This is a genomic window from Erythrobacter sp. QSSC1-22B (assembly GCF_001678665.1).
GTDB lineage: Bacteria > Pseudomonadota > Alphaproteobacteria > Sphingomonadales > Sphingomonadaceae > Qipengyuania.
On the sequence record NZ_LZRP01000006.1, the window covers coordinates 170,640 to 193,822 of the forward strand.

Annotated in this window: 24 protein-coding genes, 2 tRNA genes and 2 pseudogenes; 18 read left to right on the forward strand and 10 right to left on the reverse strand. The window is 60.8% G+C overall.

All coding sequences use genetic code 11. The annotated features are described in order from the left end of the window. Positions 1-558 precede the first annotated feature (558 nt). The 9 genes from A9995_RS11400 to A9995_RS11435 all read left to right on the forward strand — a co-directional run bounded on the left by A9995_RS11400 (position 559) and on the right by A9995_RS11435 (position 7,596). On the forward strand, positions 559-2,256 hold the full coding sequence (locus tag A9995_RS11400) for a terminase large subunit domain-containing protein (RefSeq protein WP_067613085.1): 1,698 nt from the start codon (positions 559-561) through the stop codon (positions 2,254-2,256). Positions 2,257-2,444: 188 nt separating this feature from the next. Then, positions 2,445-3,620, forward strand: a complete 1,176-nt coding sequence (locus A9995_RS11405) for a hypothetical protein (RefSeq protein ID WP_145916918.1) — start codon at positions 2,445-2,447, stop codon at positions 3,618-3,620. A 9-nt stretch (positions 3,621-3,629) separates the two neighbouring features. After that, positions 3,630-3,965: a hypothetical protein gene (locus tag A9995_RS11410; RefSeq protein WP_067613087.1), complete on the forward strand. Its 336-nt coding sequence runs from the start codon at positions 3,630-3,632 to the stop codon at positions 3,963-3,965. A gap of 30 nt (positions 3,966-3,995) precedes the next feature. Continuing rightward, positions 3,996-4,895 carry a major capsid protein gene (locus A9995_RS11415; protein WP_067613088.1) on the forward strand — a complete coding sequence of 300 codons (900 nt, stop codon included), beginning with the start codon at positions 3,996-3,998 and terminating at the stop codon, positions 4,893-4,895. Positions 4,896-5,089: 194 nt separating this feature from the next. Next, positions 5,090-5,410, forward strand: coding sequence for a hypothetical protein (locus A9995_RS11420; protein ID WP_067613091.1), 321 nt, complete (start codon positions 5,090-5,092; stop codon positions 5,408-5,410). After that, the gene (locus A9995_RS11425; RefSeq protein ID WP_067613092.1) at positions 5,407-5,874 is read left to right on the forward strand and encodes a DnaT-like ssDNA-binding protein; all 468 of its coding nucleotides are present in this window, start codon (positions 5,407-5,409) and stop codon (positions 5,872-5,874) included. Before A9995_RS11420 ends, A9995_RS11425 begins: the two co-directional genes overlap by 4 nt. Then, positions 5,874-6,902, forward strand: coding sequence for a hypothetical protein (locus A9995_RS11430; protein ID WP_145916919.1), 1,029 nt, complete (start codon positions 5,874-5,876; stop codon positions 6,900-6,902). The genes A9995_RS11425 and A9995_RS11430 overlap by 1 nt, the downstream gene beginning before the upstream one ends. Then, positions 6,899-7,222 carry a hypothetical protein gene (locus tag A9995_RS16720; protein WP_145916920.1) on the forward strand — a complete coding sequence of 108 codons (324 nt, stop codon included), beginning with the start codon at positions 6,899-6,901 and terminating at the stop codon, positions 7,220-7,222. Before A9995_RS11430 ends, A9995_RS16720 begins: the two co-directional genes overlap by 4 nt. Further along, a complete protein-coding gene (locus A9995_RS11435; protein ID WP_067613096.1) occupies positions 7,219-7,596 on the forward strand; it encodes a hypothetical protein in 378 nt (125 codons plus the stop codon). The genes A9995_RS16720 and A9995_RS11435 overlap by 4 nt, the downstream gene beginning before the upstream one ends. Here A9995_RS11435 and A9995_RS11440 read toward each other — a convergent pair. Next, on the reverse strand, positions 7,593-7,841 hold the full coding sequence (locus tag A9995_RS11440) for a hypothetical protein (RefSeq protein WP_145916921.1): 249 nt from the start codon (positions 7,839-7,841) through the stop codon (positions 7,593-7,595). The genes A9995_RS11435 and A9995_RS11440 overlap by 4 nt on opposite strands. Positions 7,842-8,110: 269 nt before the next feature. Here A9995_RS11440 and A9995_RS11445 point away from each other — a divergent pair, with 269 nt between their 5' ends. After that, positions 8,111-8,953, forward strand: a complete 843-nt coding sequence (locus A9995_RS11445) for a hypothetical protein (protein ID WP_233998198.1) — start codon at positions 8,111-8,113, stop codon at positions 8,951-8,953. Here A9995_RS11445 and A9995_RS11450 read toward each other — a convergent pair. After that, positions 8,950-9,177, reverse strand: coding sequence for a hypothetical protein (locus A9995_RS11450; RefSeq protein ID WP_067613102.1), 228 nt, complete (start codon positions 9,175-9,177; stop codon positions 8,950-8,952). The genes A9995_RS11445 and A9995_RS11450 overlap by 4 nt on opposite strands. A 309-nt stretch (positions 9,178-9,486) precedes the next feature. Between A9995_RS11450 and A9995_RS11455 the strand changes: the two genes are divergently transcribed. Together A9995_RS11455 and A9995_RS16080 are read left to right on the forward strand one after the other, a co-directional pair. Beyond that, positions 9,487-10,173, forward strand: coding sequence for a recombinase family protein (locus A9995_RS11455; RefSeq protein WP_067613105.1), 687 nt, complete (start codon positions 9,487-9,489; stop codon positions 10,171-10,173). A 582-nt stretch (positions 10,174-10,755) separates the two neighbouring features. Next, the gene (locus tag A9995_RS16080; protein ID WP_082992668.1) at positions 10,756-11,292 is read left to right on the forward strand and encodes a PEPxxWA-CTERM sorting domain-containing protein; all 537 of its coding nucleotides are present in this window, start codon (positions 10,756-10,758) and stop codon (positions 11,290-11,292) included. A 364-nt stretch (positions 11,293-11,656) separates the two neighbouring features. Here A9995_RS16080 and A9995_RS11465 read toward each other — a convergent pair whose 3' ends face one another. The 5 genes from A9995_RS11465 to A9995_RS11485 form a co-directional block, all read right to left on the reverse strand. Then, on the reverse strand, positions 11,657-12,046 hold the full coding sequence (locus tag A9995_RS11465; protein WP_067613107.1) for a response regulator: 390 nt from the start codon (positions 12,044-12,046) through the stop codon (positions 11,657-11,659). Between the two features lie 334 nt (positions 12,047-12,380). Continuing rightward, a tRNA-Pro gene (locus A9995_RS11470) sits at positions 12,381-12,457 on the reverse strand. A gap of 44 nt (positions 12,458-12,501) precedes the next feature. Further along, a tRNA-Ile gene (locus tag A9995_RS11475) sits at positions 12,502-12,574 on the reverse strand. Between the two features lie 80 nt (positions 12,575-12,654). Further along, positions 12,655-13,653: a polysaccharide deacetylase family protein gene (locus A9995_RS11480; protein WP_067613108.1), complete on the reverse strand. Its 999-nt coding sequence runs from the start codon at positions 13,651-13,653 to the stop codon at positions 12,655-12,657. Between the two features lie 31 nt (positions 13,654-13,684). Next, on the reverse strand, positions 13,685-15,412 hold the full coding sequence (locus A9995_RS11485; RefSeq protein WP_067613110.1) for a histidine kinase dimerization/phospho-acceptor domain-containing protein: 1,728 nt from the start codon (positions 15,410-15,412) through the stop codon (positions 13,685-13,687). Between the two features lie 258 nt (positions 15,413-15,670). On the opposite strand from A9995_RS11485, the gene A9995_RS11490 reads away from it, so the two are divergent. After that, on the forward strand, positions 15,671-16,135 hold the full coding sequence (locus A9995_RS11490) for an Lrp/AsnC family transcriptional regulator (RefSeq protein ID WP_067613112.1): 465 nt from the start codon (positions 15,671-15,673) through the stop codon (positions 16,133-16,135). Between the two features lie 4 nt (positions 16,136-16,139). Continuing rightward, positions 16,140-16,577, forward strand: coding sequence for a GFA family protein (locus tag A9995_RS11495; protein ID WP_067613113.1), 438 nt, complete (start codon positions 16,140-16,142; stop codon positions 16,575-16,577). 15 nt (positions 16,578-16,592) lie between these two features. Here A9995_RS11495 and accC read toward each other — a convergent pair whose 3' ends face one another. The 3 genes from accC to aroQ all read right to left on the reverse strand — a co-directional run bounded on the left by accC (position 16,593) and on the right by aroQ (position 19,011). Continuing rightward, on the reverse strand, positions 16,593-17,942 hold the full coding sequence (gene accC / locus A9995_RS11500; protein ID WP_067613114.1) for an acetyl-CoA carboxylase biotin carboxylase subunit: 1,350 nt from the start codon (positions 17,940-17,942) through the stop codon (positions 16,593-16,595). A gap of 8 nt (positions 17,943-17,950) precedes the next feature. After that, positions 17,951-18,445, reverse strand: a complete 495-nt coding sequence (gene accB / locus A9995_RS11505) for an acetyl-CoA carboxylase biotin carboxyl carrier protein (RefSeq protein WP_067613116.1) — start codon at positions 18,443-18,445, stop codon at positions 17,951-17,953. Positions 18,446-18,540: 95 nt separating this feature from the next. Further along, positions 18,541-19,011, reverse strand: coding sequence for a type II 3-dehydroquinate dehydratase (gene aroQ, locus A9995_RS11510; RefSeq protein ID WP_067613117.1), 471 nt, complete (start codon positions 19,009-19,011; stop codon positions 18,541-18,543). A 246-nt stretch (positions 19,012-19,257) separates the two neighbouring features. Between aroQ and A9995_RS11515 the strand changes: the two are divergent. The 4 genes and pseudogenes from A9995_RS11515 (at position 19,258) to A9995_RS16090 (ending at position 22,993) form a co-directional block, all read left to right on the forward strand. Then, positions 19,258-20,297, forward strand: a pseudogene (locus tag A9995_RS11515) (SDR family oxidoreductase). A 266-nt stretch (positions 20,298-20,563) separates the two neighbouring features. Beyond that, positions 20,564-20,716: pseudogene (locus A9995_RS16085) on the forward strand (IS5/IS1182 family transposase); the annotation flags it as partial. A 130-nt stretch (positions 20,717-20,846) separates the two neighbouring features. After that, positions 20,847-21,827, forward strand: coding sequence for an SGNH/GDSL hydrolase family protein (locus A9995_RS17395; RefSeq protein ID WP_067613118.1), 981 nt, complete (start codon positions 20,847-20,849; stop codon positions 21,825-21,827). A gap of 485 nt (positions 21,828-22,312) precedes the next feature. Next, positions 22,313-22,993 carry a PEPxxWA-CTERM sorting domain-containing protein gene (locus A9995_RS16090; protein WP_082992669.1) on the forward strand — a complete coding sequence of 227 codons (681 nt, stop codon included), beginning with the start codon at positions 22,313-22,315 and terminating at the stop codon, positions 22,991-22,993. Positions 22,994-23,183: the final 190 nt, after the last annotated feature.

Here is a 23,183-nt window from a genome sequence, read left to right on the forward strand (position 1 = left end):
CATGCGTGCTCGCGCGTCTATAGATAATACTATAACACTTACTAAGATTCAGAATCAAGATTCAGATTCATAATTTTTAAGATTCTGATTCAAAGTGTTCTTCTTCGAAGAACAGACTGCGTCTCGTTTTTTTGTCTAAACTTTTTGAGAGGGTGAGAGCGATGAACCTCTCGGTGTGTGCAGCTCGCAGAACCGAGGTCATAATCCCCAGACCACCCTCGGTCTTCAAACTTAAACCAGCGTCGGTGTGAGAATCTCACCGCTTGCGGGTTGGAATCCCTTTTCGGTTGAAGACCTTTGCGGTTTCAGGTAGACTATGCGCCATCGATCACTCCGGTGTTCGATCCTCCTCCTGAGGCTAACTGGGAAGGTTGGCGGCGATGACCTTAACCGCGCGCTCTGAGAAATCCTTAGCCACAGCCTGACGGCGTTTGGCAAACCCCCTTCAAACCGTGCCCGCCGGTCAATGCGTGGAACCTTGATTTTGGACTCCCAAGGCTGCCAATTGGCAAGCGCTCCCCGCGTTCGTGGCTGGCTCCCACGATCTCAGGTTCCAAATTGCCCTCCTCCGCTGCCCCTTCCACGCTAAAAGTCGGCCTTGCCGCATCTATCGCCACATGGCGGGATGGCAGCAAAGGCTTTTTCCAGTTCCTGTCTGACGTGCAGCCCCGCGTGCCCTCGGGTCGTGGCGGTTATGTGCCGTTCGCTCCGGGACCGGTGGAGCGCGCCGAGATCGAGCGAGCCCTTGAAGGCGACGAAATCTCGGTTGCGGTGTTTTGCTGGCCTCGGCGGCACGGCAAGACGCTGACCAGCGCCATGGTGATCGTCTGGCGGTTTCTGACCCGACCGAACGAAAACATCGCGGTGGTCGCGAACAGCGAAAAGCAGGTGGTCGATACCGCTTTCCGCACAATCCGCACGACCTTCGAGCAGACCCCGTTGCTCAAGCAGCTCGTGGCGAGCGGCACGGTAAAACTCGGCGTCGATCGCATCGAACTCGCGTCCACTGGCAGCGTCATTCAGGCATTCAGCTCCAACCCCTCGGCGTTGTGGGGCAAGCGTTTGACCTGTGCGCAGATCAGCGAGATTCATTCCGCCAAGAACGGCGGCGATGACGTGTTTGAAGCGCTGGCGGGCTCGTTGCTCGACACGGCGGGCTCGATCATGCTGATCGACTCCACGGTCGCCCCAAAGTCATCCAAGCTGTGGGAGCTTTTTCAGGCCGCAAACCACGCCGACGATCCTGACCGGTCGATATGCTTTTCGCATATCGAATACGCCGACCTGGACGAAGCTTGCGCGAAGGCGCCGGAATGGATCCACGCCGGCAAGCTCCGCTCACTGTCGCGGCAAATGTTGCCGACCAGATTCGCCTTGCTCCACCTGAATCGCTGGGGTGATGCTGCCAACCTACTTTTCCCCGCGACCATCCTAGACCCTTGCATCGAAGCCTATCCGCTTGACGTGGAAGCGCTCGCGGCGGGCTCGGTAACGATCGTCGGCGGTGGTCTCGATCGCGCATTCGGGGGCACCGTCCGGGGCGATAAGACTGTGACGGCCTGTGTGGCGAAAATCGCGATTGATGACGAAGAGCATATCTACGTGCTCGACGCCGACGCGGTGCCGTTCAGCCGCATGGGCGGGATCAAGAGCCGCTTCGAAACCTACCACAGCTCCCACGGCATGACCCGGCTCGCGCTGGAGTCCTACGGCGCGCAGGACGTTGCCGATTGGGCAGGGACGCGCCCTTACAGCGCAGGCACCGAGGTCGTGCATCCATCGCGCCGGACGAAATACGCCGCGTTCCTCGCGCTCTATCAGGCAGCGTCCGAGGGTCGGTTGCACATCCATCCCAAATTCGCCGACCTCATTGCCGAACTGCGTGTATTTGAGGTGCACGAGGATGGCCGGGCGTCGGATGGCGAAGCCGCCGTGCCCAAATTCACCCACCCGCGCGGCAAGCATGACGACTTTACCCACGCCGTCGTGTGGGCGGTCTATTCGCTGCGCAGCGTCACCCTGAACCCTTACGAGATCGAGGGCGTCCACTGCGCGGGCCGTGGTGCGGCGGTCTCTAACTGCGCGCTGAATGGCGGCGGTCATGTGCCGCCATGCGCCGATGCCTGTCGATCGATGGGCGAGGCGATACGTCTCCACGACGCCTATCTCGCGCGCGCTCCGCTGGTTCCCCTCGAACTGCCCGGCTTCATTGCCGAGAAACTAATAAACATCGGCGCGCATACGCTGCCAAGATGATTTTTCGTATTAACACAGAACCAAAAATAGGCTATACTGCCAACGTGCTTTATTGACCGAGAGAAATATTGTTCAGACTTTCACCTAGTGACGTAATTCAACTAACGTCGTCCTCTGCTGAACGCAAGAGCGATTGTGCGCGCCGTCTCGGTTATTACTGGGATCGGTCGCATGACGACGCGCGCCGTTTGATCGCGCAGCGCTTCAGCCGTCCCGAAACCTTCCGCATTTTCTCGATCAACCTTGTCCGCGCGATCGTCGATAAGCGCGCGAGCACTTACCGTCTCGCGCCCCGGCGCACCTTCACCGGCCTCGATCAATCCACCGGCGATCAGCTCTATCGCGCGATGAACGCCGACGCTGTGCTCAAGAAGGCTTCGCGCTACCTAGAGCTGTCCAAGACCGTAATGCTCCAAGTCGGTTGGGATGACGCGGCGGGCATGCCCACGCTTCACGTCCTGACTCCCAACGTGCTCGACGTGGTCGCGACCAATCCCGAACATCCCTCGCGTGTGATCGTCACCTATCCCGGCGAGCGCTCCGATGACACGACGTTCGCAGATTGGACGCCGACCGGCTTCAAGCTCTTGAATGACCGGGGCGCCGCGAAGCGCATCGATGGCAATCCCGGCAACTCGAACCCCTACGGGCGGCTCCCGTTCGTGCCGTGGTTCGATCGCCTGCCAGATGACAAGTTCTGGCTACCCGGTGGCGATGACCTTTTCGAAGCGCAGGACGCGCTGAATATCGGGCTCGCAAATTTGTGGCGCGCGGTCGAATGCCAAGCCCACGGCCAAGCATGGGCGTCGGGCATCTCGGCTAACGAGGTGCTTCAATTCGGCCCCGATCGCGCGATTGCGCTGCCGCAGGGCGGACAGTTCGGGTTCGCTACACCTAACGCGCCGATCGGATCAATCCTCGAAGCGCTCGAATTTTTGCTGCGCCAGATCGCCGCCACCTACGGCGTGGGCAGCGACATCTTTGATCTCTCGAAGGTCGCGGAATCCGGCTCTGCGAAGCACGCTGGTCGCCTCGATCTCAAAGAGGTCCGGCAAGACCAGATCGCACAGGCGCGCACCATGGAAACCCGCCTGTTCGAAACGCTCAAGGTGGTCGTCAACACGCACAGGCCGGGCACCATCCCCGACGCCGCGTTGATCGGCGTCGATTTCGCAGAACAGCAAGACCAGCTGTCCGAAGCCGAGCACCTCTCCAACGCTCAGATCAAATCCGACCTCGGCATTTGGAGCCCGGTCGATGTCTTGATGTCCATCAACCCCGACGGCTTCCCCGATCGCGACGTCGCTTACCGCGAGCTGCTGCGACGGCGTGACGAAGCCGGTGACCTCGCCATCCAACTCTAAGGAAAACCAATGTCGATCGAGAACGCCGATACTCCTGTGGAAACCCCGCCTGCCAACCCGCAGAGCGAAGCCGCGAGCGAACTTGCCGCGCTCAAAGCTTCGCTCGCGGAGACTGCTGCAAAGGTGCTGGCGAATGTGCCTGAGCTCCTTCGCGGCCTTGTCCCTACCAGCCTATCGCCGAGCGATCAGATCGCGTGGTTCGAACAGGCCAAGGCCACCGGCATTTTCGACAAGCCGACCGTGGCCCCGACCGATGGCGGCGTGCGGCCCGCGATCACTCCCACGACCCCTGATACCGCTTCCCTTCCGATCTATGCCCGGATGGCAGCGGGTTACCGAAACTAAGCATAGCGCAAACTAGAGGATACCTGAAAAATGCTCACCCAGACCGAATGGGCGAAATTGAATCCCGATCCGTTGCAGTCCGGTGTTGTCGAGATTTTCGCCAGCACGAACCCGATCATGCAGGCGATGCCGTTCCAGAACATCGCTGGTGCCGCATACGTCTACAACCGCGAACAGACGCTGCCCGGCATCGCGTTTCGTGGCATCAACGAAAGCTACACCGCCAGCACCGGCGTTATCAATCAGCTTAGCGACCCGCTGAAAATCGTCGGCGGCGATCTCGACGTGGACACGGCGCTTGTTGCGTGGGGCGTCGGCCCGAACGACACGCGCGCAATCCATGACGGCATGAAGGTCAAGGCGCTCGCGCTTTCGCACCTCAAGACCGTGTTCGACGGTGACAGCACCGCGAATCCGAAAGAGTTCGATGGCTTGAATGCCCGGCTGACTGGCGGGCAGGTTATCAACGCTGGCACGAATGGCGCGGTGCTGACCTTGAACATGCTCGACGATCTCGTGGACTCCGTCGCTGGCGAGCCCTCGCTGCTGCTCATGAACAAGAAGACCCGCCAGGTCATTCGTCAGCTCGCGCGCAGCGTGAACGCTCTGACCATCGCCAAGGACGACCTCGGTCGCGAGATCGATCTCTACTACGGCGTGCCGTTCGGTATCGTCGAGGACGATAACGAGGGCAATGCCATCCTCGGCTTCGACGAAGCGCAGGGCACTGCGAACAACACGGCGAGCATCTATGCTGTGAAATTCGGCCCCGGTGCGATGTTCGGCGCACAGACCGCGCCAATCAGCGTGCGCGATCTCGGCGAGCTGGACTCCAAGCCCGCCTACCGGACCCGCGTCGAGCACTACAGCACGATCGTGCTGGAGCACCCCAAGTGCGCCGCGCGCCTGAAAGGCGTGAAGCTCGCTTAGTTCACCGCCGCAATCAACTTGCACCCGAACTCCCGGCTGACTGGCGGGGAGGTTGGGAGCGAGCATGGCTTCGGGCCTAACCCGAAGGCGGACAAGCCGGTGAGTGTCCGTGCACCAACAACCCCGGTCGCCGGTCGGTCGCTGCCTCCTTGTGACCGACCGGCACACCCCCTTTTGTTCTGAAAATCGAGACCATGATTTCAACTCTACGCCCCCTGCTAACCGAGTTTGTCGAGCACTGGCAGCGCACCGCGCGCGACATCCACGGCACGTCAATCAAGACCGGCGCCACCCGCCACGCGGCACGCGTCATCTACTTCGACGGCGAGGTCGTCTCCCCCTTCACGAAAGCGAAGCTGGGCAACGCGCGTGCAGCAGTGTGGCTGATCGATCATCCCCGCCCGGTCGCGCTCGGCGATCATTTTGAGCTGCCCGATGGGCAGACACTCGCCGCAATCCGAACCGAGCTTCGGACACTGCCCGGCGGCACCCTCCACAAGGTTTTTCTGACATGACCGAACGTCTCACTGTCGGCATCAACAGCTATGTGTCGCTGGCAGATGCGAATGCGGTCGCGGAAACGCGGCTCTTCGCAGCGCCGTGGGATGCTGCAACCGACGCCACCCGCGAACGCGCGCTTGCAACCGCCACGGCCTTGCTCGACCGGCTGCAATGGCAGGGCAGGGTGCTGGCGCCCACACAGGCCCTCGCGTGGCCCCGCGTCGCGCAGCATGCAGCGCCGGGCTATCCGCTGACCACAGAAACCCCATCGGCGATCGTCGGCGCTACGGTAGACCTCGCAATCCACTTGCTGACAGCTGGCGAGCACGCCGGTGCGCCTGTGCGGCAACGCATGCTCGGTGACTCGCTGGTGATGTATTTCCCGACGATCGCCGACGAATTTCCGAAGCACGTCCGGCGCGCGATCGAGCCTTACCTTGAAGCCTCATCGGCGAATGTCGCGCAGGTGCGGTTCTAATGTCGATTGAACACATGGAAGCGCTCACAGACGCGCAGCAGCGACGCATCATCGCCGATCTCGAGGCGGCGCTCGCCGCATATTTGGACGGCGTCGATATTTCGCGAATGGCGAGCACGCTTGACGACATCGACTCAAACCACATTCGGGAACAGCTCGCGACACAGCTTGAGCTGGACGAAGCCGGGCAGCCAACGCCCACGCTGGACATTCTTTCGGTCTCTCTGATCGCTATTGCTTCATTCAGCGGGGCGATGGTCGCGCTTGCCGCTGCGCAAGGGCGCCACATCGTCAATCCGAACAGCCGACAGGTTGTGGCCGTTCGGGACGCCGCAACGGATTTCATGCTGCGCTACCTAGCGGACACTGCGCAAGGCATCCGGGCCGCGATCGAGACCGCGATTTTCACGCCGGGCAGTTTCGAGGCCCGCGCGGCACTGCTCAAACATTCGATCGGGCTTAGCGTTCGCCAAGCCGCGTCATACGAGGTCATGCATGATGCCCTGATGCAATTCGTGAACGCACCGCTGCGACGGGGGCCAGCGCGTATAGATGCGAACGGCGTGCGCCAACCGGGCACGGTCGTGCGTCTCATCAATGCGCGGGCCGTCCTCGCAAGCACCCGCGGCCAAATCTCCGGCGCGCAACGAAGGCTGCTGGAAAAGGCGATGTCCAATCCACAGCTCACAGAAGCTGGCGCAATCGAAATTCTCGACCGGCACGCCAGTGCCTTGCGTCGTTTTCGTATTCGCGCGGCCATGGGGGAGGGCATCCACGCGCTCGCTGAAACTGCCAAGCTTGCCGGTTGGATGATCGCGCGAGACGTTGGCGCGCTACCGACCGACCAGCGGCGCTATTGGCAGACAGCGGGCGATGAACGTGTGCGGCATTCCCACGCACAGGTGCCCGGCATGAACGCCAAGGGTGTCTTGCTCGATCAGCCCTTCGCCACCCCGCTAGGCCCGACCAAGTTTCCGCCGCTCGAATACGGTTGCCGCTGTCGCGCGGAGCTCCGGCGGGCAAAATGATCACTAAGGAAGCTCTGCCCGAGCGCCGCCTAATGCAGGCCATCATCCTGAATGCGATCGGCGATGCCACCGGTCGCAAAAGCGACTGCCGACGCCCGAACCAAGTCGCAAATGATCAGCGCGATGCACTCCGGTGGTTTGCCGAGGCCGGTCCCGATTTCAGGCGAGTATGCGAGTTTGCTGGCATGCATCCCGACGTGGTGCGGAGGCTGGCGCTTGATTTCATCGCAAGCGCCGAGCCCATGCCTCGCGTCGCGCGGAATACGTCAACGGTTCGTCGCCGACCTCGATTGCAGCCTACCGAGAGGCTCGCGGCATGAACAGCGAGCTGGATCCATTCGCCAACGAACCGCTGGTGATCGCTGGCCGGAAAATCGACGGGCGCACGACCGAGGCACGGCGCTTTCGATCGCTTGCATACGACCTGGCTGCGCAGCTCCAACGTAACCCAACCCCCGCCGAGCGAGCCTTGCTCTTGAATGCGGCGACGCTGGCGACCCTGTGCGAGCGATTCACCGCCGACTTGCTGGAGGGCAAGCCGGTGGAGGATGAACCCTTCCGGCGCAACGTCGCGGCACTGAGCGCGGTGCTAATCAAGCTTGGCATGGCGGCCAAAAGCCGGGACGTGACGAAGCGTGATCGCAATGGCGTGGATGAATTTGGCGCGGCATTGATAGAGGCGAACGCGCGCTAGTCCTGCGCTCCAAAGCTGGGAAACATGGGCAGGTCTTGCGGTGATGAGTCACTACTCTTCGCGGGCCGGGTCAACTCGAACTGCTCAAGCGCGCGGAAAACCCGTTGCGTAAGCGTGTCCACCGCAACCGTGCGATCGAGCGCTTGCCCCTTGAAGACATTGCGGATGGCGTAGTTCGGTGCCGTGGCGACCGCTATGTGGATTGCCATGGTGATCTCTTCGTCGGTTGCTCGAATCGTGTCCATGGGCACATGAGAACAGAAAAGGAACATGGGCGCAAGGCTCTGGCGCCACGAGGTCAATTTTGAGCGCCGATACTGACGGCGGTAACCTCCTTTTGCGTGGTGTGGTGGAAGGGCCGTATGACGAACAAACCGAAAAAGCGTTCGAAACGGGTTCAGTGGCAGATCAATGTCGGTGTTGAGGTTAGCGTCCACCGCATCGTAGGACCCGCACTTCTAGTCTGGGCCCTATCTAAGGGTGCTGTCATTATCGAGAGATTACCATGTCATTGATGATCGCCGACTCCAACGCCCTACGGGACCCGAGCCTGAAAGACTATTTTCTTCGCTCGCGTAAGAATGGCATTCTCCTCGCCGACACCACATTGATCGAAATGTGGAAGAGAAGTGCCCTGTTCACGTCCAAGAACTCCTTGCTCATCGCTTCGCAGTTTCTCGATCGGGTGTTTGTGCTGAAAAAAACTCACGAGGTCTTGGAGCTGGACATCACCAACGAGGAACAAGCCAACCTGCTAATCGACTATCAGGCTACAGTCGAGCTACGTGCAGTTTGCCACGATCTAATGACCTTGCCTGAGCCCCCCTTATTGCGGAGCTTCATGGCCGAGAAAGAAGAGATGGCGAAACACTATATATCAGAGCTACACGTGCAAACGACCGATCTCGAGGCTGCGCTGGTGGACGTAACCAAGCAGTTCAAGCCCGATCAGATCAAGCAGCTACGCACAGGGGAGGGCGTAACCGAACAGACGAAACGAATCCTGTTCCAACTGTGGAGGGACACCACGGCGCAGTTCATTGTAGATAATGGGGTGCCACATCATGAAAAGGGGACGCTGTTCAAAGACGTGCTCGGGCAGCTCCCAGCCCGTTATTCGTTGTGCATGTTGATATACTATGTTTTGTGGGTGCAGAAAGGTCGGCAGACTGGCCAGCAGCATCTACGTCTGAATGACATCATCGATATGCAGATCGCTGCGATGAGCACTTATTTCAACGGTATGCTAAGCAGAGATGCGCTGGCGTTCAACACCTCGCGAGCCGTCCGCGCAGTCCTCGCGAATCACGGTGCGTTTGTGGGTAAGGACTGGATGATAGAGCAGGCCCAAACTTAGCCGATCTCCGTCACCATCAACGCCGCCTGATCGTCGGCAATGAAATCTGATTTCGGGGTGCCCACCGCATAATGCCAAACCTCTTCGACCGTAAAAATGCGGACGCCGAAATCGTCCTGGCTCCCAGGTATGTGGATAGTGTCACCTACACGAGGGAAGGCCGGAAATTCGAACGAACCCACACGGTCGTTCGCGTCTGCCAATACAACAGCGGTGCGTTTCATCCTGCCACCTAGCCTTCGATCATCTCGCCGGACAGAATGTCCGATTGGGTCGTCATGGCTTCCACATACCAGAGCTACAGGGAGGTAAGTAACCGTGCCCCGCCGATAACCGGGGAAGGCGTGTGCATGGGCCGAATGGAAGCGTTCGGCTCCGTGGGCGGCGCGCGCACCTGAACCGCCTGCCAGAAATTCCCGACAAACCCACCGGCGTGATCGCAAGCGCGAGGCCAGACGATTTGCCCTTGCGCACCACGTTCGGGGTGTTACAACAGTGGCAACGAACGTAGCGACTCACGTAACAGGGGCATCATGGCAGACGGAAAGCATATCGCTTACTACCGAGTTAGCACCGCGAAACAGGGCAGATCGGGCCTAGGTCTGGACGCACAACGCAAAGGTGTGTCCGACTATCTGAATGGAGGTAGCTGGGAACTCGCCGGTGAGTTCGTGGAGGTCGAGTCCGGTAAGAACGACGATCGCCCTCAATTGCTTGAGGCGTTGAACCTGTGCGAACTGACTGGCGCGAAGCTGGTCGTTGCGAAGCTCGACCGGCTCAGCCGCAACGTGGCTTTCCTCGCAACGCTACAGGACAGCGACGTGCAGTTCGTCGCGGCGGACATGCCGGAAGCGAATGAGCTGACTGTGCATATCATGGCTGCTGTCGCGCAGGCGGAGCGCAAGGCAATATCACGACGGACGAAGGATGCACTGGCGGCTGCCAAGGCGAGGGGGGTGCGGCTAGGGGGCGCGCGTGGCAATCAGTCCGATCTTCGCAAAGGTCCAAATGCCAGCGCAAGCTCGCGAGCCAAAACATCGCAGGATCGCGCGGTAAAGGTTCGGCGACGTATCGACGCCATTCGCGCAACCGGCGTGCAGTCTCTTCGCGAGATCGCGCGCGCGTTGAACGACGCTGGTGTGACCACGCCGCGCGGCGGGGAGTGGCAGGCCGCGCAGGTCAAGCGGGTGATCGATGCAACCGAGAATGCTGGAGGGTAGCTCGCCATGCCAGTGCCGCGAATCTGGTAGCTAGCCCGGCCCAAATGGAGAGGGAGAATGGGACCGGCGAGCGCACTAGCAGTTGATGTCTGAAATACGACTCGTCGCGCAGCATTGCGCGGCAAGATCGAACCTGCCGACCTCAATTAGTCAAGGGGAACCTGCCGCGCCGCCGACGCCCCGGTTATGGTTTGCGCTCTCTCTAGGCACCCGAACGGTGCACTGATCTAAACATTCTTATTGAATCATATCAGACCGAGCGCAAACGACTGCTCACCGACGATCTCGAAAAAATCCTGCCGTCCGGCAAATGACCCATTTCGAGCAATCGCTGACATCGCGAGACAAGTTCATTTTCACCGCCAAAAAGGGACATGGGCAATGACCAATTCGTTCTGATTTTCATTAAATTGGCATCCGCTCAATCCCACCAGAGACGTCAGCTTCTCACCCCTGAAACCCAAAAATTAATAATGAGCGTATCAAAATGGGACGAGTCCATTTTTTGCGGTCAATTTGCTAAATTCCTGTTAACCACTAATAAGGCGTCCGGACGGGGAATATAAGTCAAGGAAACGAATCATGAAGTTTAAGACTCTATTAAGCGCGACAGCAGCCTGCGTCGCTGCGGCAACAGCTGTCCCCGCGAGCGCAGCGACTTTGTTTTTCGAGCTAACAGGAGGGCGCAACGTCACCTTCTCACTTGACTCGAACCCCACCCCCGACAGTTCTCAAACTTTTCTGGGTGAGCAGGCGGCATTCAATGCAGTTCCTGGGACGGTCAATGGTGTGGCCACAACAATCACCACGATCAGCTTCGGAACCGGAATTTTTGCTGATCTAAGCATCACCGCACCAGATCTTGGTTTCACCCAATTTTCGGGCGGTGGGCCGCTCTTTTCGGGACCGGGCAATGCGCCAGTCTTCGCGCCCGGCACCTTTCAACTGACTAATGCGTTCTTCCCTTCTCAAAACAGCACACTTGTCATCTCAGAGCAGGTTGCGGCCGCCGTGCCCGAGCCCGGCACTTGGGCAATGATGCTTATGGGCTTTGGCTTTATTGGCGGCGCAATGCGCTCCGCTAAGCGCAGGCAAAAAGTTACCGTTTCCTACGCTTGATTGGAACTCTAACCGTAGTGCGAGCGCCGCTGGTCGAAAGACTGGCGGCGTTTTCTATTTCGACGGTATGGCAGCTAACCACCTAGATTCACGCCGTTGCCGATGGCTCGCCATGATCCCGAAACCGGACAGGCTACTATCGCAAAAATTTCACCAAAAGTTTCCTGTCGCGTAACGACTCATGTGTGGACATTGAGGATCGGCTGAAAGGAAGAGGCGTCGGGAACGCCGCTATGATGCAAATGGGTGATCACGGCGTGGATCATGATGCTACAGACAAGGGAAATGAGCTTCCTTGAAGTCGCTGTCAAAACGATCGACGGCAATTCGCGCATTGTGTTGCGGCAAGCTAAGCAGATGCTCGTTACGCCTTAGCTGCTGTGATTGACGTTGAGGATTTAGACCTGTCGCTCCGCTGCATCGTTCTTTGAACGGCTTGGTGCAATTCACTCTTCAAGACCGGCTTCGTGATGATGGGCATGTCGCCAACCAAAGACTTGGCTTCTTCAGCATTGCTCACGACGAACAAGGTTGGGATCGGTTGGTCTTTGCAGATCGCAGCAACGGCATCGACGCCATTGCCGCGAACCAGGCGAAGACCGGCGGTGACTAAATCAGGCGTTTTTCGTCGAGCAGCTTCGACGGCTCTGCTCTGCGTAGTAGCGGTATCGAAAGAAGTGAATCCAAGATCGCGAAGCTCCTGTTGAAGCATCAAGCTGATCAAAACCTGTGGGTCAATGATCAGAGCGTGCATGTCGCTCTCCTGGGACAGCCGCGCATCCTATTGCGGACCCCCAATTTGAAAGAAGGACAATAAGCTAACAGGTTTCGAGATGACTTGCGAGTCCGACACTCGCAGAGTGATTCGTCGAGCGTTCGCTTTCCACCCTAATCTTTGACGTTCCCGTCGAAGACAATCCTACCCGAAAGCTGTCGGACCTCCGATGCCCTCACCAGCCGAAGCAACAGCTCGCGCCGCGCCACTGGCTTGGACCTGAACGCGACTCGCGCCAGTGTAACGAAAAGTGCTACGATCGGTGTTACGGTCGCCATTCTCAAAACCGCATAAATCTGCCGTTTTTGGCGATTGGTCGGGGAGACAGGATTCGAACCTGCGACCCTCTGCTCCCAAAGCAGATGCGCTACCAGGCTGCGCTACTCCCCGACTGAGACCTTTCCGCCTCGCTCCACCCGTCCGCCCCCATCCGGTGGGCCCGGCAGGATTCGAACCCGCGACCTAGCCGTTATGAGCGGCCAGCTCTAACCGCTGAGCTACAGGCCCCAACCATGCCGGATGGGCACATGCCGGATGAGCGGGCAGGCGGTTAGACCGCGCCGCGCCGCAGGGCAAGCAAAAGGCGCTTACACTTCCACGCTGGCAATGATTTCGGCCACGGTGGTCGGGCGTACCGAGCGCATCTCGAGATAGCCGTAGATCGCGCGCAGCCAGTCGTAGAGCGCGTCGAGATCGTCCTCGTTGCGGACGTAGGGGGTCTTGCCGACCATCAGCGAGGGGCTGTGGAAACTGAGCACCAGCAGCGGCAGCCCATCGTCGAGCGCGATGTCGATCCCGCGCAGCGCCTCGTCGCGGGTCACCCCCTCGGGGGTCAGCGCGATTTTTTCCAGCAGCGCCAACCGGCTGAGCAGGCCGTTGACCAGCGGATAGGCCGAGGCGCGGGGGTGAAGCCATTGCCCCTGCTTGCGCAGCAGGCCCCAGAACACGGTGGTCAGCGGCAGCTCGAGCAGCTGGCGTTCGGCATCGACCCAATAGGGTTCGATCGGATGGCGCGAATAGTCGACGCCATGCGCCGGGCTGTAATCGAAGCGCGCGCGCACCGAACTGTCGATAGGGACGCGTGCGTCCTTGAGCAGCTGCGCGGTATGCGGACCAAGCCCATAGCGCCCGGCGCGGTAAATCTGCGGATGGCAGCCGAAATTCTTCTCGATCGCATCGCGCAGCCGCATGAATTTCTCGCGTTCGAGCTCGGCGGGAAGATTGCCTGCGAAGCTGTTGTAGGGATTGACCTCTTCCTCGTGCGGAGGGTTGACCCAGGGGTGGAGCTGGATGCCGACCTCGGCGGTTCCGCGGCGCACGGCATCGCCGAGGATGTTCTGCGCGCGCGGAGACTGGGCGATCGGCCAGTCGATGAGATACACCGGCGGGACCCCGATCCCTTCGGCGAATTGCTGGAACTTGGCGAGCGCGCGAAATTGCTCGAGCCCGTATTCATGGGACTTGAAATCGCCGTCCCAGTCGAACTCTTCTTCGGTGTCGATGGTCAGCAGCGAGCGCTGGCCGAATCCGCTGTTAAAGCGAGCCTTTGCGCCCGTGGGCGGGGGAGAAAGCAGTGAATCCGGCAATGCGATAGGCCCCCCATGCCCCGGCGCGATGTTATCCCGTCGCGCTGTCCGGAGCGTCCACTCGGCTAGGAGGCACCAGGGCACCGGTCAAGAGCGGCAGGGTCAGCACCAGTGCATCGCCTTCGCGCGCCAGTTCGCCGCCAGCCGCACGCGCTTCCGCCCGCGCGAGCCGCAGCGAAAAGCCCGCGCCGAAGATACCGGGGCTGAGCGCGCCGACGCTGGGCCGCGTCTGGGTCGCGAAGAGATCGCCCGCTGCGGCAAGCGTTGCAGGCAGGGCGCAGCGCAGCGAAAGCTGGCCGTCATCCTGTCCCAACTGCAGCGCGATCCGCTCGCCCGCGCCGGTGGTTGCCGCAATGGTCGCGAGCAGCCGCCAGGCGAGCATTTCGGCCTCCTGCTTCTCGAGCGCGAGCACGGCGCTGGACAGCGCCCATTCGCATTCGAGACGCGCGACGCGCGAGGACAATACCGTCTGCAATTGTTCGATCTGTTTGCGCAGGATGGCGGCGAAATCGCTGCTGCCCGGCTCGAGATCGAGCACGCCGCCCTCGAGCCGGACCAGCCGGTCCAGTTCGTCGAACCCCGCCAGCATCCGCGCGCTGTCGCCCGCGATCGCCGCTGCCAGCGCACGGTATTCATGCGGGGTCGCGCCGAACAATTGCTGCTGGATGACCTCGGCAAAGCCCTGGATCGCATTCACGGGGGTGCGCAATTCGTGGAGCAGCTGGCGGATCCGGTCGGCTTCGCTCTCCGCCTGGTCGCGCGCGCTGGTATCGGCGGGGCGGCGGAAGCGACCGACATAGCCCGTAAATCGTCCGTCGGTGCGGGTGAAGCGCGGGGTGGCATCGATCAGCCAGGCGCCCGCGATCCGCGCGGCACCGGCGAGCTCGACCGGTGCTTCGCGCAGCGGCTGGCGGTTGATGAATGCATTGGCGAAGACACCCTGAGGCCCGACCGCGGAGCGATCCTGCCCGCGAACGAGATCGGTGCCGACCACCATCGGGGCGATCGGCGGGTCGGCCCATTCGATCTTGCCATCGACGTCGGTGGCGAAAGCGAACATCTCGCTGTGGCGGCGGGACCCGTCGCGTGGCTCACGGTCGAGCGGCAATTGCGGTGCGGATTCGCGTGCGACGGCGGTTGCACCGGTCTCTCCCGCCTTGTTGCTGGTCTCTCTCGCCCTGTTGAAAGCCTCGATGCGCCGGACCAGCGCTGCGATTCCACTGTTGTCATCGGAGCGGGCGCCCGCCGCGCTCGTGGCGCTGGCGGGTGCGGCTTGCGTGAGCGGTGGTGCGACAGGCTCGGGCGATGCCGACCGCTCGGGCAGCGGGAGGCCGCGATCGCTGACCCCCAGGCGATCGAGGATGGCGACCGCCAGCGGTGGCAGGTTGCGGCGATTGCGCAGGAAGCCGCGCGCACGGATCGGCAGTTGCGGAATGACCTGTGCCCATTCCTCCTCGCCGAGCCGCGCCTGCGCCAGAGCGGCCGCGGCCACATCGGGCTCGGCCTCCGCCAGCCATTCGACCAGCCCCACATTCCGGATCCGCACTCCGTCGCTCTGGACGATCCGCGCACGCTCACGAAAGGGGACCAGCGCCGCCAGGGCGTCGAGCCGCAAATAGGCCGCTGCTTCGAGGCTCGAATCGCGCCCGCCCGAAGGATCGCCGAGCAGGTCCAGGAGCTGGCGATACTGCGTCCGCGCTGCCCGTTCTCCGGTCGCCCGATGGCGCAGCACGGTTGCAAGGCGGTCGTCGAAATGCATGGTTCTCCGGGGTGTGCGTTGGGATCGACGCCTTACCTGACGCTCGGGTTCGACAGGCTTGTCGGTGACCCGGACGCCCTCTCACCTATGCCTTCATATCTGTGTAACGAACAGGCTGAACACAAAGTTGCACCCGCGTTGCAAAGCGGGACAATTGCTGGCAAGAACAACATTATTAGCATAACGCGCAGCGTCGCGGCACAAGCTTTCGCACTTGCAGCGAAACCTGTCGCGCCAGCCGTATTGGGGGCTCGTACAATGGCAAACCTCGACACTATCGATCGTCGCCTGCTGGCGGAATTGCAGGACGACGGGCGAATGACCAATGTCGAGCTTGCCCATCGCGTCGGCCTCACCGCGCCGCCCTGCCTGAGGCGGGTCCGCGCGCTCGAGGAACTGGGCGTGATTCGCGGCTATCACGCCGATCTCGATTCTGCGAAGCTGGGCTACTCGATCACGGTCTTCGCCATGGTCAGCCTGCGCAGCCAGGCCGAGGGGGACCTGCGGGAATTCGAGGCGGCGATGGCCGATCTGCCCGAGGTGCGCGAAGTGCACATGCTCAATGGCGAGATCGATTTCATCCTCAAGATCGTGAGCGAGGATCTGCAGCGGTTTCAGGAATTCCTGACCAGCAAGCTGACGCCGGCGCCCAATGTCGCCAGCGTCAAGACGTCGCTGACGATCCGCACCAGCAAGAACCAGCCCGGTGTCCCGCTGGGGTAGTCCCATGGCAGGCGCCGGGGACAGCATAGCGGGACGCTGCCTGTGTGGCGGCGTCACCATCGCTCTCGACAATCCCAAGCGTCAGGTCGAACTTTGCCACTGCGATATGTGCCGACGCTGGGGCGGTGCCTTCTACGCGGCGCTGAGCGGCACCGATTTCACCATTACCGGCGAGGGCTCGATCACGCAGTTCCGTTCAAGCGAATGGGCGGAACGCGCCTTCTGCAAGGTCTGCGGCAGCAATCTGTGGTATCGCTTTCTGCCCACCGGGAACCGCAGCTTCCTCGCCGGACTGTTTCCCGATGCCGTGAATTTCCCGATCGAGCGCGAGATTTTCGTCGATGAGCGCGCGGCATGGTGCGAGGTTTCCGGTGGCCATCCCAAGTTGACCGGTGCTCAGGCGATTGCCGAGGCCGAGGCGGCAGGGTTTACCTTCGACTGAGCGAGCGAAGCCGCGTCAGACCTCGCGCTCTTTCAGCCAGTCCTCGAGCCATTTGATCGAATACTCGCCGCTCAGGACATCGTCCTGAGCAAGCAGCGCCTGATGCAGCGGGATGCTGGTCTTGACCCCTTCGATCACCATTTCGTCGAGCGCACGGCGCAGCCGCATGATGCATTTCTCGCGGCTGCGGCCATAGACGATCAGCTTGGCGATCATGCTGTCGTAATAGGGCGGGACCCGGTAGCCGGCATAGAGCCCGCTATCGACCCGGACATGCATGCAGCCCGCGGCGTGGTAATAGGTCACATCGCCCGGGCTGGGAGCGAAGGTGAAGGGGTCCTCTGCGTTGATCCGGCACTCGATCGCATGGCCCTTGAACTCGACCTCGTCCTGCGTAACCGACAGTGGCTTGCCCTCGGCGATGCGGATCTGTTCGCGCACCAGATCGATCCCGGTGATCATCTCTGTGACCGGGTGTTCGACCTGCAGCCGGGTGTTCATCTCGATGAAGTAGAACTCGCCATCTTCCCACAGGAATTCGATCGTCCCCGCGCCGCGATAGCCCATATCGGCCATCGCCTTGGAGCAGATATTGCCCATCCGATTGCGGTCTTCCTCGCCCAGTACGGGGGAGGGGGCTTCCTCGAGCACCTTCTGGTGGCGGCGCTGGAGCGAGCAGTCGCGCTCGCCCAGATGGATTGCCGCACCCTTGCCGTCGCCCAGGATCTGGAACTCGATGTGGCGCGGATTGCCGAGATATTTCTCGATATAGACGGTGGCGTCGCCAAAGGCCGACTTGGCCTCGTTGCCCGCCTGCCGCATCAGCGTCTCGAGCGTGTCCTCGCTCTCGCAGACCTTCATCCCGCGCCCACCGCCGCCCGAGGCGGCCTTGATGATGACCGGGTAGCCGATCTCCTGCGCGATCTCCCGCGCCTCGTCGAAATCGCTGACCGCGCCCGCCGAACCCGGTACCAGCGGCAGGCCGAGCGCGCCCGCGGTGCGTTTGGCCTCGACCTTGTCGCCCATGGTGCGGATATGTTCGGGCTTGGGCCCGATCCAGGCGATGTCGTGCGCCTCGACGATCTCGGCGAACTTGGCATTTTCCGAGAGGAAGCCATAGCCGGGATGGATCGCATCGGCGTGTGATATCTCGGCTGCGGAGATGATATTGGCGATGTTGAGATAGCTCTCACTCGCCGGAGCGGGGCCGATGCAGACCGCGTGATCGGCAAGCCGGACATGCATGGCATCGGCGTCGGCGGTGGAGTGCACCGCCACCGTCTCGATGCCCATTTCATGCGCCGCGCGGTGGATTCGCAGGGCGATTTCGCCGCGATTGGCGATCAGGATTCTGGTGATTTCCATGGGCGCGCTCAGCCGATGACGACCAGCGGCTGATCGAATTCGACCGGCTGGGAGTTCTCGACGAGGATGGCCTTGACCGTGCCCGAGGCATCGGCGGCGATCGGATTCATCACTTTCATCGCTTCGATGATCAACAGCGTATCGCCCGCTTCCACGGTATCGCCGACCTTGATGAAATCGGCGGCGCCGGGTTCGGGCGCCATATAAACGGTGCCGACCATCGGCGATTTCATTGCATCGGCGTGCGCGGCGAGGAGCGCGGGTGCATCGGCTCCGGGCGCATGCGAGGGCGCGGCGGCGGCGGGAACCGCGGCGGGTTGCGGTGCCGCTGCGGCGACCGGCGCGGCACTGATCGTGCGCGCAACGCGGATTTTGCGATCGTCGTCTTCGACCTCGATCTCGGTCAGACCCGACTCCGCAAGCAGCTCAGCCAGCTCGCGCACCAGATCCATATCGACATTCATACCGGGTTTCTCACCGGAGCCGCTCTTTCGTTCCGCCATGGGATTCCTTGTTTGTTATTTGCCCGACCTATGCGCGTGAGGCGTCCGTGTTGCAAGGGGGGCACAAGGTCATGCACCCCCCGTGCGGCCCCGTTTTACAGCGCCGCGGCACGTTCCAGCGCCACGACATAGGATTGCGCGCCAAGGCCCTGCACGGTGTCCACCGCCGCCATGCCGACATAGGACAGGTGGCGGAATTCCTCGCGTTGCGACGGGTCCGAGAGATGCACTTCGATCACCGGTAGCGCGATCGCGCGGATCGCATCGAGCAGTGCGATCGAGGTGTGGGTATAGGCCCCTGCGTTGAGCAGCACCGAGGCAAATCCTTCACTCTCGGCCTGCTGCAGCCAGTCGAGCAGCACGCCCTCGTGGTTGGACTGGCGGCATTCGACCTCGAGCCCGAGCTCCTCGCCACGCGCTTCGAGCAGCGCTGCGATATCCGCCAGCGTGGCGCTGCCGTAGATTGCGGGTTCGCGTGTCCCAAGCAGGTTGAGATTGGGTCCGTTGAGGACGAGGATCCGGCGGGTTTGCGTCGCGGAGTGCGGGGGCGGGGGGCTGGAAGGCATGGCGCGAGGCCTAGCCCGATGGACGCCGGTCTGTCGACGGTTTCGATGCCGAACCGCGCTCTTGCCCCGCTGCAGCGCGGGATCGGAACCCCGCTGGCGGAACTTTGGACAATGCGCGGCAGCCGTTTGCCGCGACCATGATCGACACGATCCGACCAGTGCAGCAGGCGCCCGACGGGTGCAATGCCGGTCGGTCGAGTATGCTCCGTCGCGGGCACGAACAACCCCGCCGAAAAGAATTTCAATTTGAGCAAGACAGCATTGGTGGCCGGAGTGACCGGCATCGGCGGCAGCGCGACGGCGGCGCTGCTGGTCGAGCAGGGATGGACGGTCTACGGGCTCGCGCGCAGCGGGACCCAGCAGGACGGGGTCCAGTCGGTCGCTGCCGACCTGCTGGACGCCAGCGCGACAGTCGAAGCGCTCGCGGACATCAACCCCGATGCGATCTTCATCACCACCTGGCTCCGGCAAGAGACCGAGGCCGAGAATATCCGCGTCAACGCGGCGATGGTCCGCAACCTGCTCAAGGGTGTCCCCCGGGCGCCGCAGCACGTCGCTCTGGTTACCGGGCTCAAGCATTATCTCGGTCCGTTCGAGGCTTACGGCAAGGGCTCGCTGCCGCAGACTCCGTTCCGCGAGGAACAGGGTCGGCTCGACGTCGAAAACTTCTATTACGCGCAGGAAGACGAGGTCTTTGCCGCCGCCGAACGCGATGGCTTCACCTGGAGCGTCCACCGCCCGCACACGGTTATCGGCAAGGCGGTCGGCAATGCCATGAACATGGGGACCACGCTCGCGGTCTACGCCACGCTGTGCCGCGAGACAGGGCGGCCCTTCACCTTCCCCGGCTCCTCCGCGCAGTGGAGCGGGCTAACCGACATGACCGACGCCGGGCAACTGGCCCGCCACCTGCTGTGGGCCACCGAGACCGAGGCGGCGCATGATCAGGCGTTCAACATCGTCAATGGCGATGTCTTCCGCTGGCGATCGCCGAGTGGTTCGGCATCGAGGCGGCGCCCTTCGATGGCACCGAGCGCCCGCTCGAACAACAGATGGCGGATGACGCGGGCGTGTGGCGCGCCATCGCCGAGCGCGAGGGACTTGCCGAGCCAGACCTCGCCCGGCTCGCATCGCCCTGGCACACCGACGCCGATCTCGGTCGTCCGATCGAGGTGGTGACCGACATGTCGAAGAGCCGGCGGCTCGGCTTCACCGGGTACCAGCCGACCGACGATGCGTTTTTCACGCTGTTCGAACAGCTGCGCGAGCAGCGGCTGATTTCGTAGGAGGGCTGGGGCGCCGCAGCGAAAACATCTCGCACTGCAGCCGCGGTTGGGCGGTTGCGAGTCGACAAATCCGTTCGCGAGTCGAGTTTGGAACGGAAGTGCGGAGGTCCGGTATCAATCGTGTCGCGAAAAAGCGGCGTTTCAGCTAGCGACCCAATCACGGTCTTGGCTAGAAATTTTGTCGTTTCTAACAATTTGCAAATCAAACTTCCCGATCCAGCGGAATAGTGGCATCTTCCTAAATCAAAGCGCTTCGGTCTTATCAGCCGAGGCGCTGGGTCGTCGAACGCCTCTTCGCCTGTATCAACCGAAACCGGCGCCTCGCTAAAGACTTCGAAGCCTCGGTCGCATCGGCCAAAGCCTTCCTTTACGCCGCTTCCATCACGCTGCTCGTCCGCCGTATCGGTCGCTCAGCATGAGTTCTGAAGCCGACTCTAAGATAAAATCGTGTGCAGATCGCAGACGAGAAAAAAGGTTAAGCGATTCTAAATTTTGACTCGACTGCTGCGAGTCTGTGTGGTTTTCCTTTCGAAGAGAAGGAGAGCGAAGATGAGAGCCAAATTGAAACTAAGTGCATTCGCGGCCACCTTGACGATGACGTTGATGGCCAGTCCTGCCTACGCAGCGACCGAGATCAGTTCGATTATTGTGTTCGGAGACAGCCTCGTTGATGCTGGCAATATATTCGCGTCGACTGGTGGAACAGTGCCGTCGCCGAGCTTGGGCTACTTCGAGGGCAGGTTCACTAATGGCTACAACTATCCTGACCTTCTGAGCCTTGATTTGTTTGGTAGACCGACCGTCGCCTCTCTCGACGGCGGGACCAATTTTGCTTTCGGGGGCGCACGGGCAACAACAACCTCGGGCGTTCCAGATTTGGCAGAACAGTTCGGTTTGTTCTCTCGCTCTGGCCAACCTATCGATTCCACCGGCCTCTACATCCTCAATTTCGGCGGCAATGACATCTTCGCCACGCTAGGGGCCGGCGCTCCGACAGGCTATGCATCTGACGAAGCCTTTCTTCGCGAGGCGGCAGCCCTTTACGCGGGCGGCGTGCAGTTCCTCGCAGACCGGGGAGCCAACAACATCTTCATCACCGGTTTCCCGGTCGCCGGCCCTGGGCTGACCAGTTCACTTCAAGCGGAAGGTTTTCTGACCACCGAACTTGACAGAATTAACTTAAGTCCTGACGTCAACCTACTTCGCTTCGACTATCTCGACTTCTTTCAGCGTGTTAACACAGATCCAACCGTATTCGGACTTCCAGTAGACTTGAACTTTACCACGGCTTGCCAAGCAGCATCTGCTTTACCCGATTGCACCGGCTACTTTTACTTCGACAACACGCATCCGACGGCCGCAATCCAGCAAGCCGCTTATTCTGACATGAACCGGCAATTCCAGTTTGCTGCCATCGCTGCAGTGCCCGAACCGGGCACCTGGGCGATGATGCTGCTTGGCTTCGGCTTTATCGGCAGCGCAATGCGTTCTGCCAAGCGGAGGCAGAAGGTAACCGTTTTCTACGCCTGACAGCGATCCGCGCGTAGTGAGCAGCGCCGCTGGTCAAAAGACTGGCGGCGTTTTGCTTTGCGGACGGCATGGCACCTAATCACCCCAATTCACGCCGTTCACGGTGCTATGCCACAACCCTGAAATCGGACGGGCACTTATCGCCTGATTTTCACCAAAAGCTGCCTGTCGCGTAACGACCCACAAGCGGACATCGCCGATTAATGCAGTGGGTTGTCGCTGCGGAGCACTCCCTAACCTACATTTTACTTGGTTCGAAACCCAAACTTAGATGGAGCATTCCGTCCCGATTCTAATATCATTCGACACGAATAAAAATCCTATCGTTGTTTTTTATTAATTATGATATTCAAAACTTCGGCAAAATATAATCGCCGGGTCGCGCCCATTCTTTTGCGCTTTGGTTGATCGGTCATTGGCTCGCAATTTCAGTTATTTATGAGCCTCGAACTGGAGACCAAGAGCATCAACAAAGGAAAATAAAAATGCGCATTCCGATATTTATTGCCGCAAGCCTGTCCATTGTGCCGACCCCTGCTTCGGCAGCTGCATTTGTCGATGAAGCTGCCTGGCGTGCTGCCGTTTTCGATGTCTATGGCTTAGAGATCTTTGATGCTTTGCCGGCGGGCTCCGACGTGAACACTCTACCGGCACTTGGCATCCGCTTCCTACCGCTGAACGACGGAACTCAACCGACAGTTCAGGCTTACGCCAACACTGGTGGAGTGGTGAAGTCTGGCCCCAACAACCTTCTCAACGACCGCGATTTCAGTCTACCCGCGCGGGGCCCAATCAACGTAGTGCCACTTAATCTGGGCGATTCGATTTTTGGATTGGGTATGTGGAATGTAGGCGGCGACGACCAATTGCGCCTCACATTCTATGATTCCTCGGGTGGGATTATAGAACAGGTGACTTCCGCTCCTTCATTCGGCTTTTTTGGAATCGTAAACTCTATGGGCGCGGCAAGGGCTGAAGTCGACTTTGTCGGCGGAAATGGCTACGCACCGACGGATGATTGGCAAGCTGCGGCTCGCAGGGTAATCGTTCCAGGCGCTGTTCCCGAACCTTCAACATGGGCAATGATGCTCCTCGGCTTCGGATTCGTCGGCGGAGGTATGCGCTCAGCTAAGCGTCGACAGAAGGTTACCGTTTCTTACGCTTGATTGGAACTCCAAGCGTGTTGCGAGCGCCGCTGGTCGAAAGGCTGGTGGCGCTTTGCTGTTTTGCAGGAAGGGCAACTAACCACCCCATTTAGCGCCGTTCCTGGTGGCTCGTCACGACCCCGAAACCGGTCAGGCTGCTATCGCCTGATTTTCTCCAAGAGCTGCCTGTCGCATAACGACCCAATTCCAG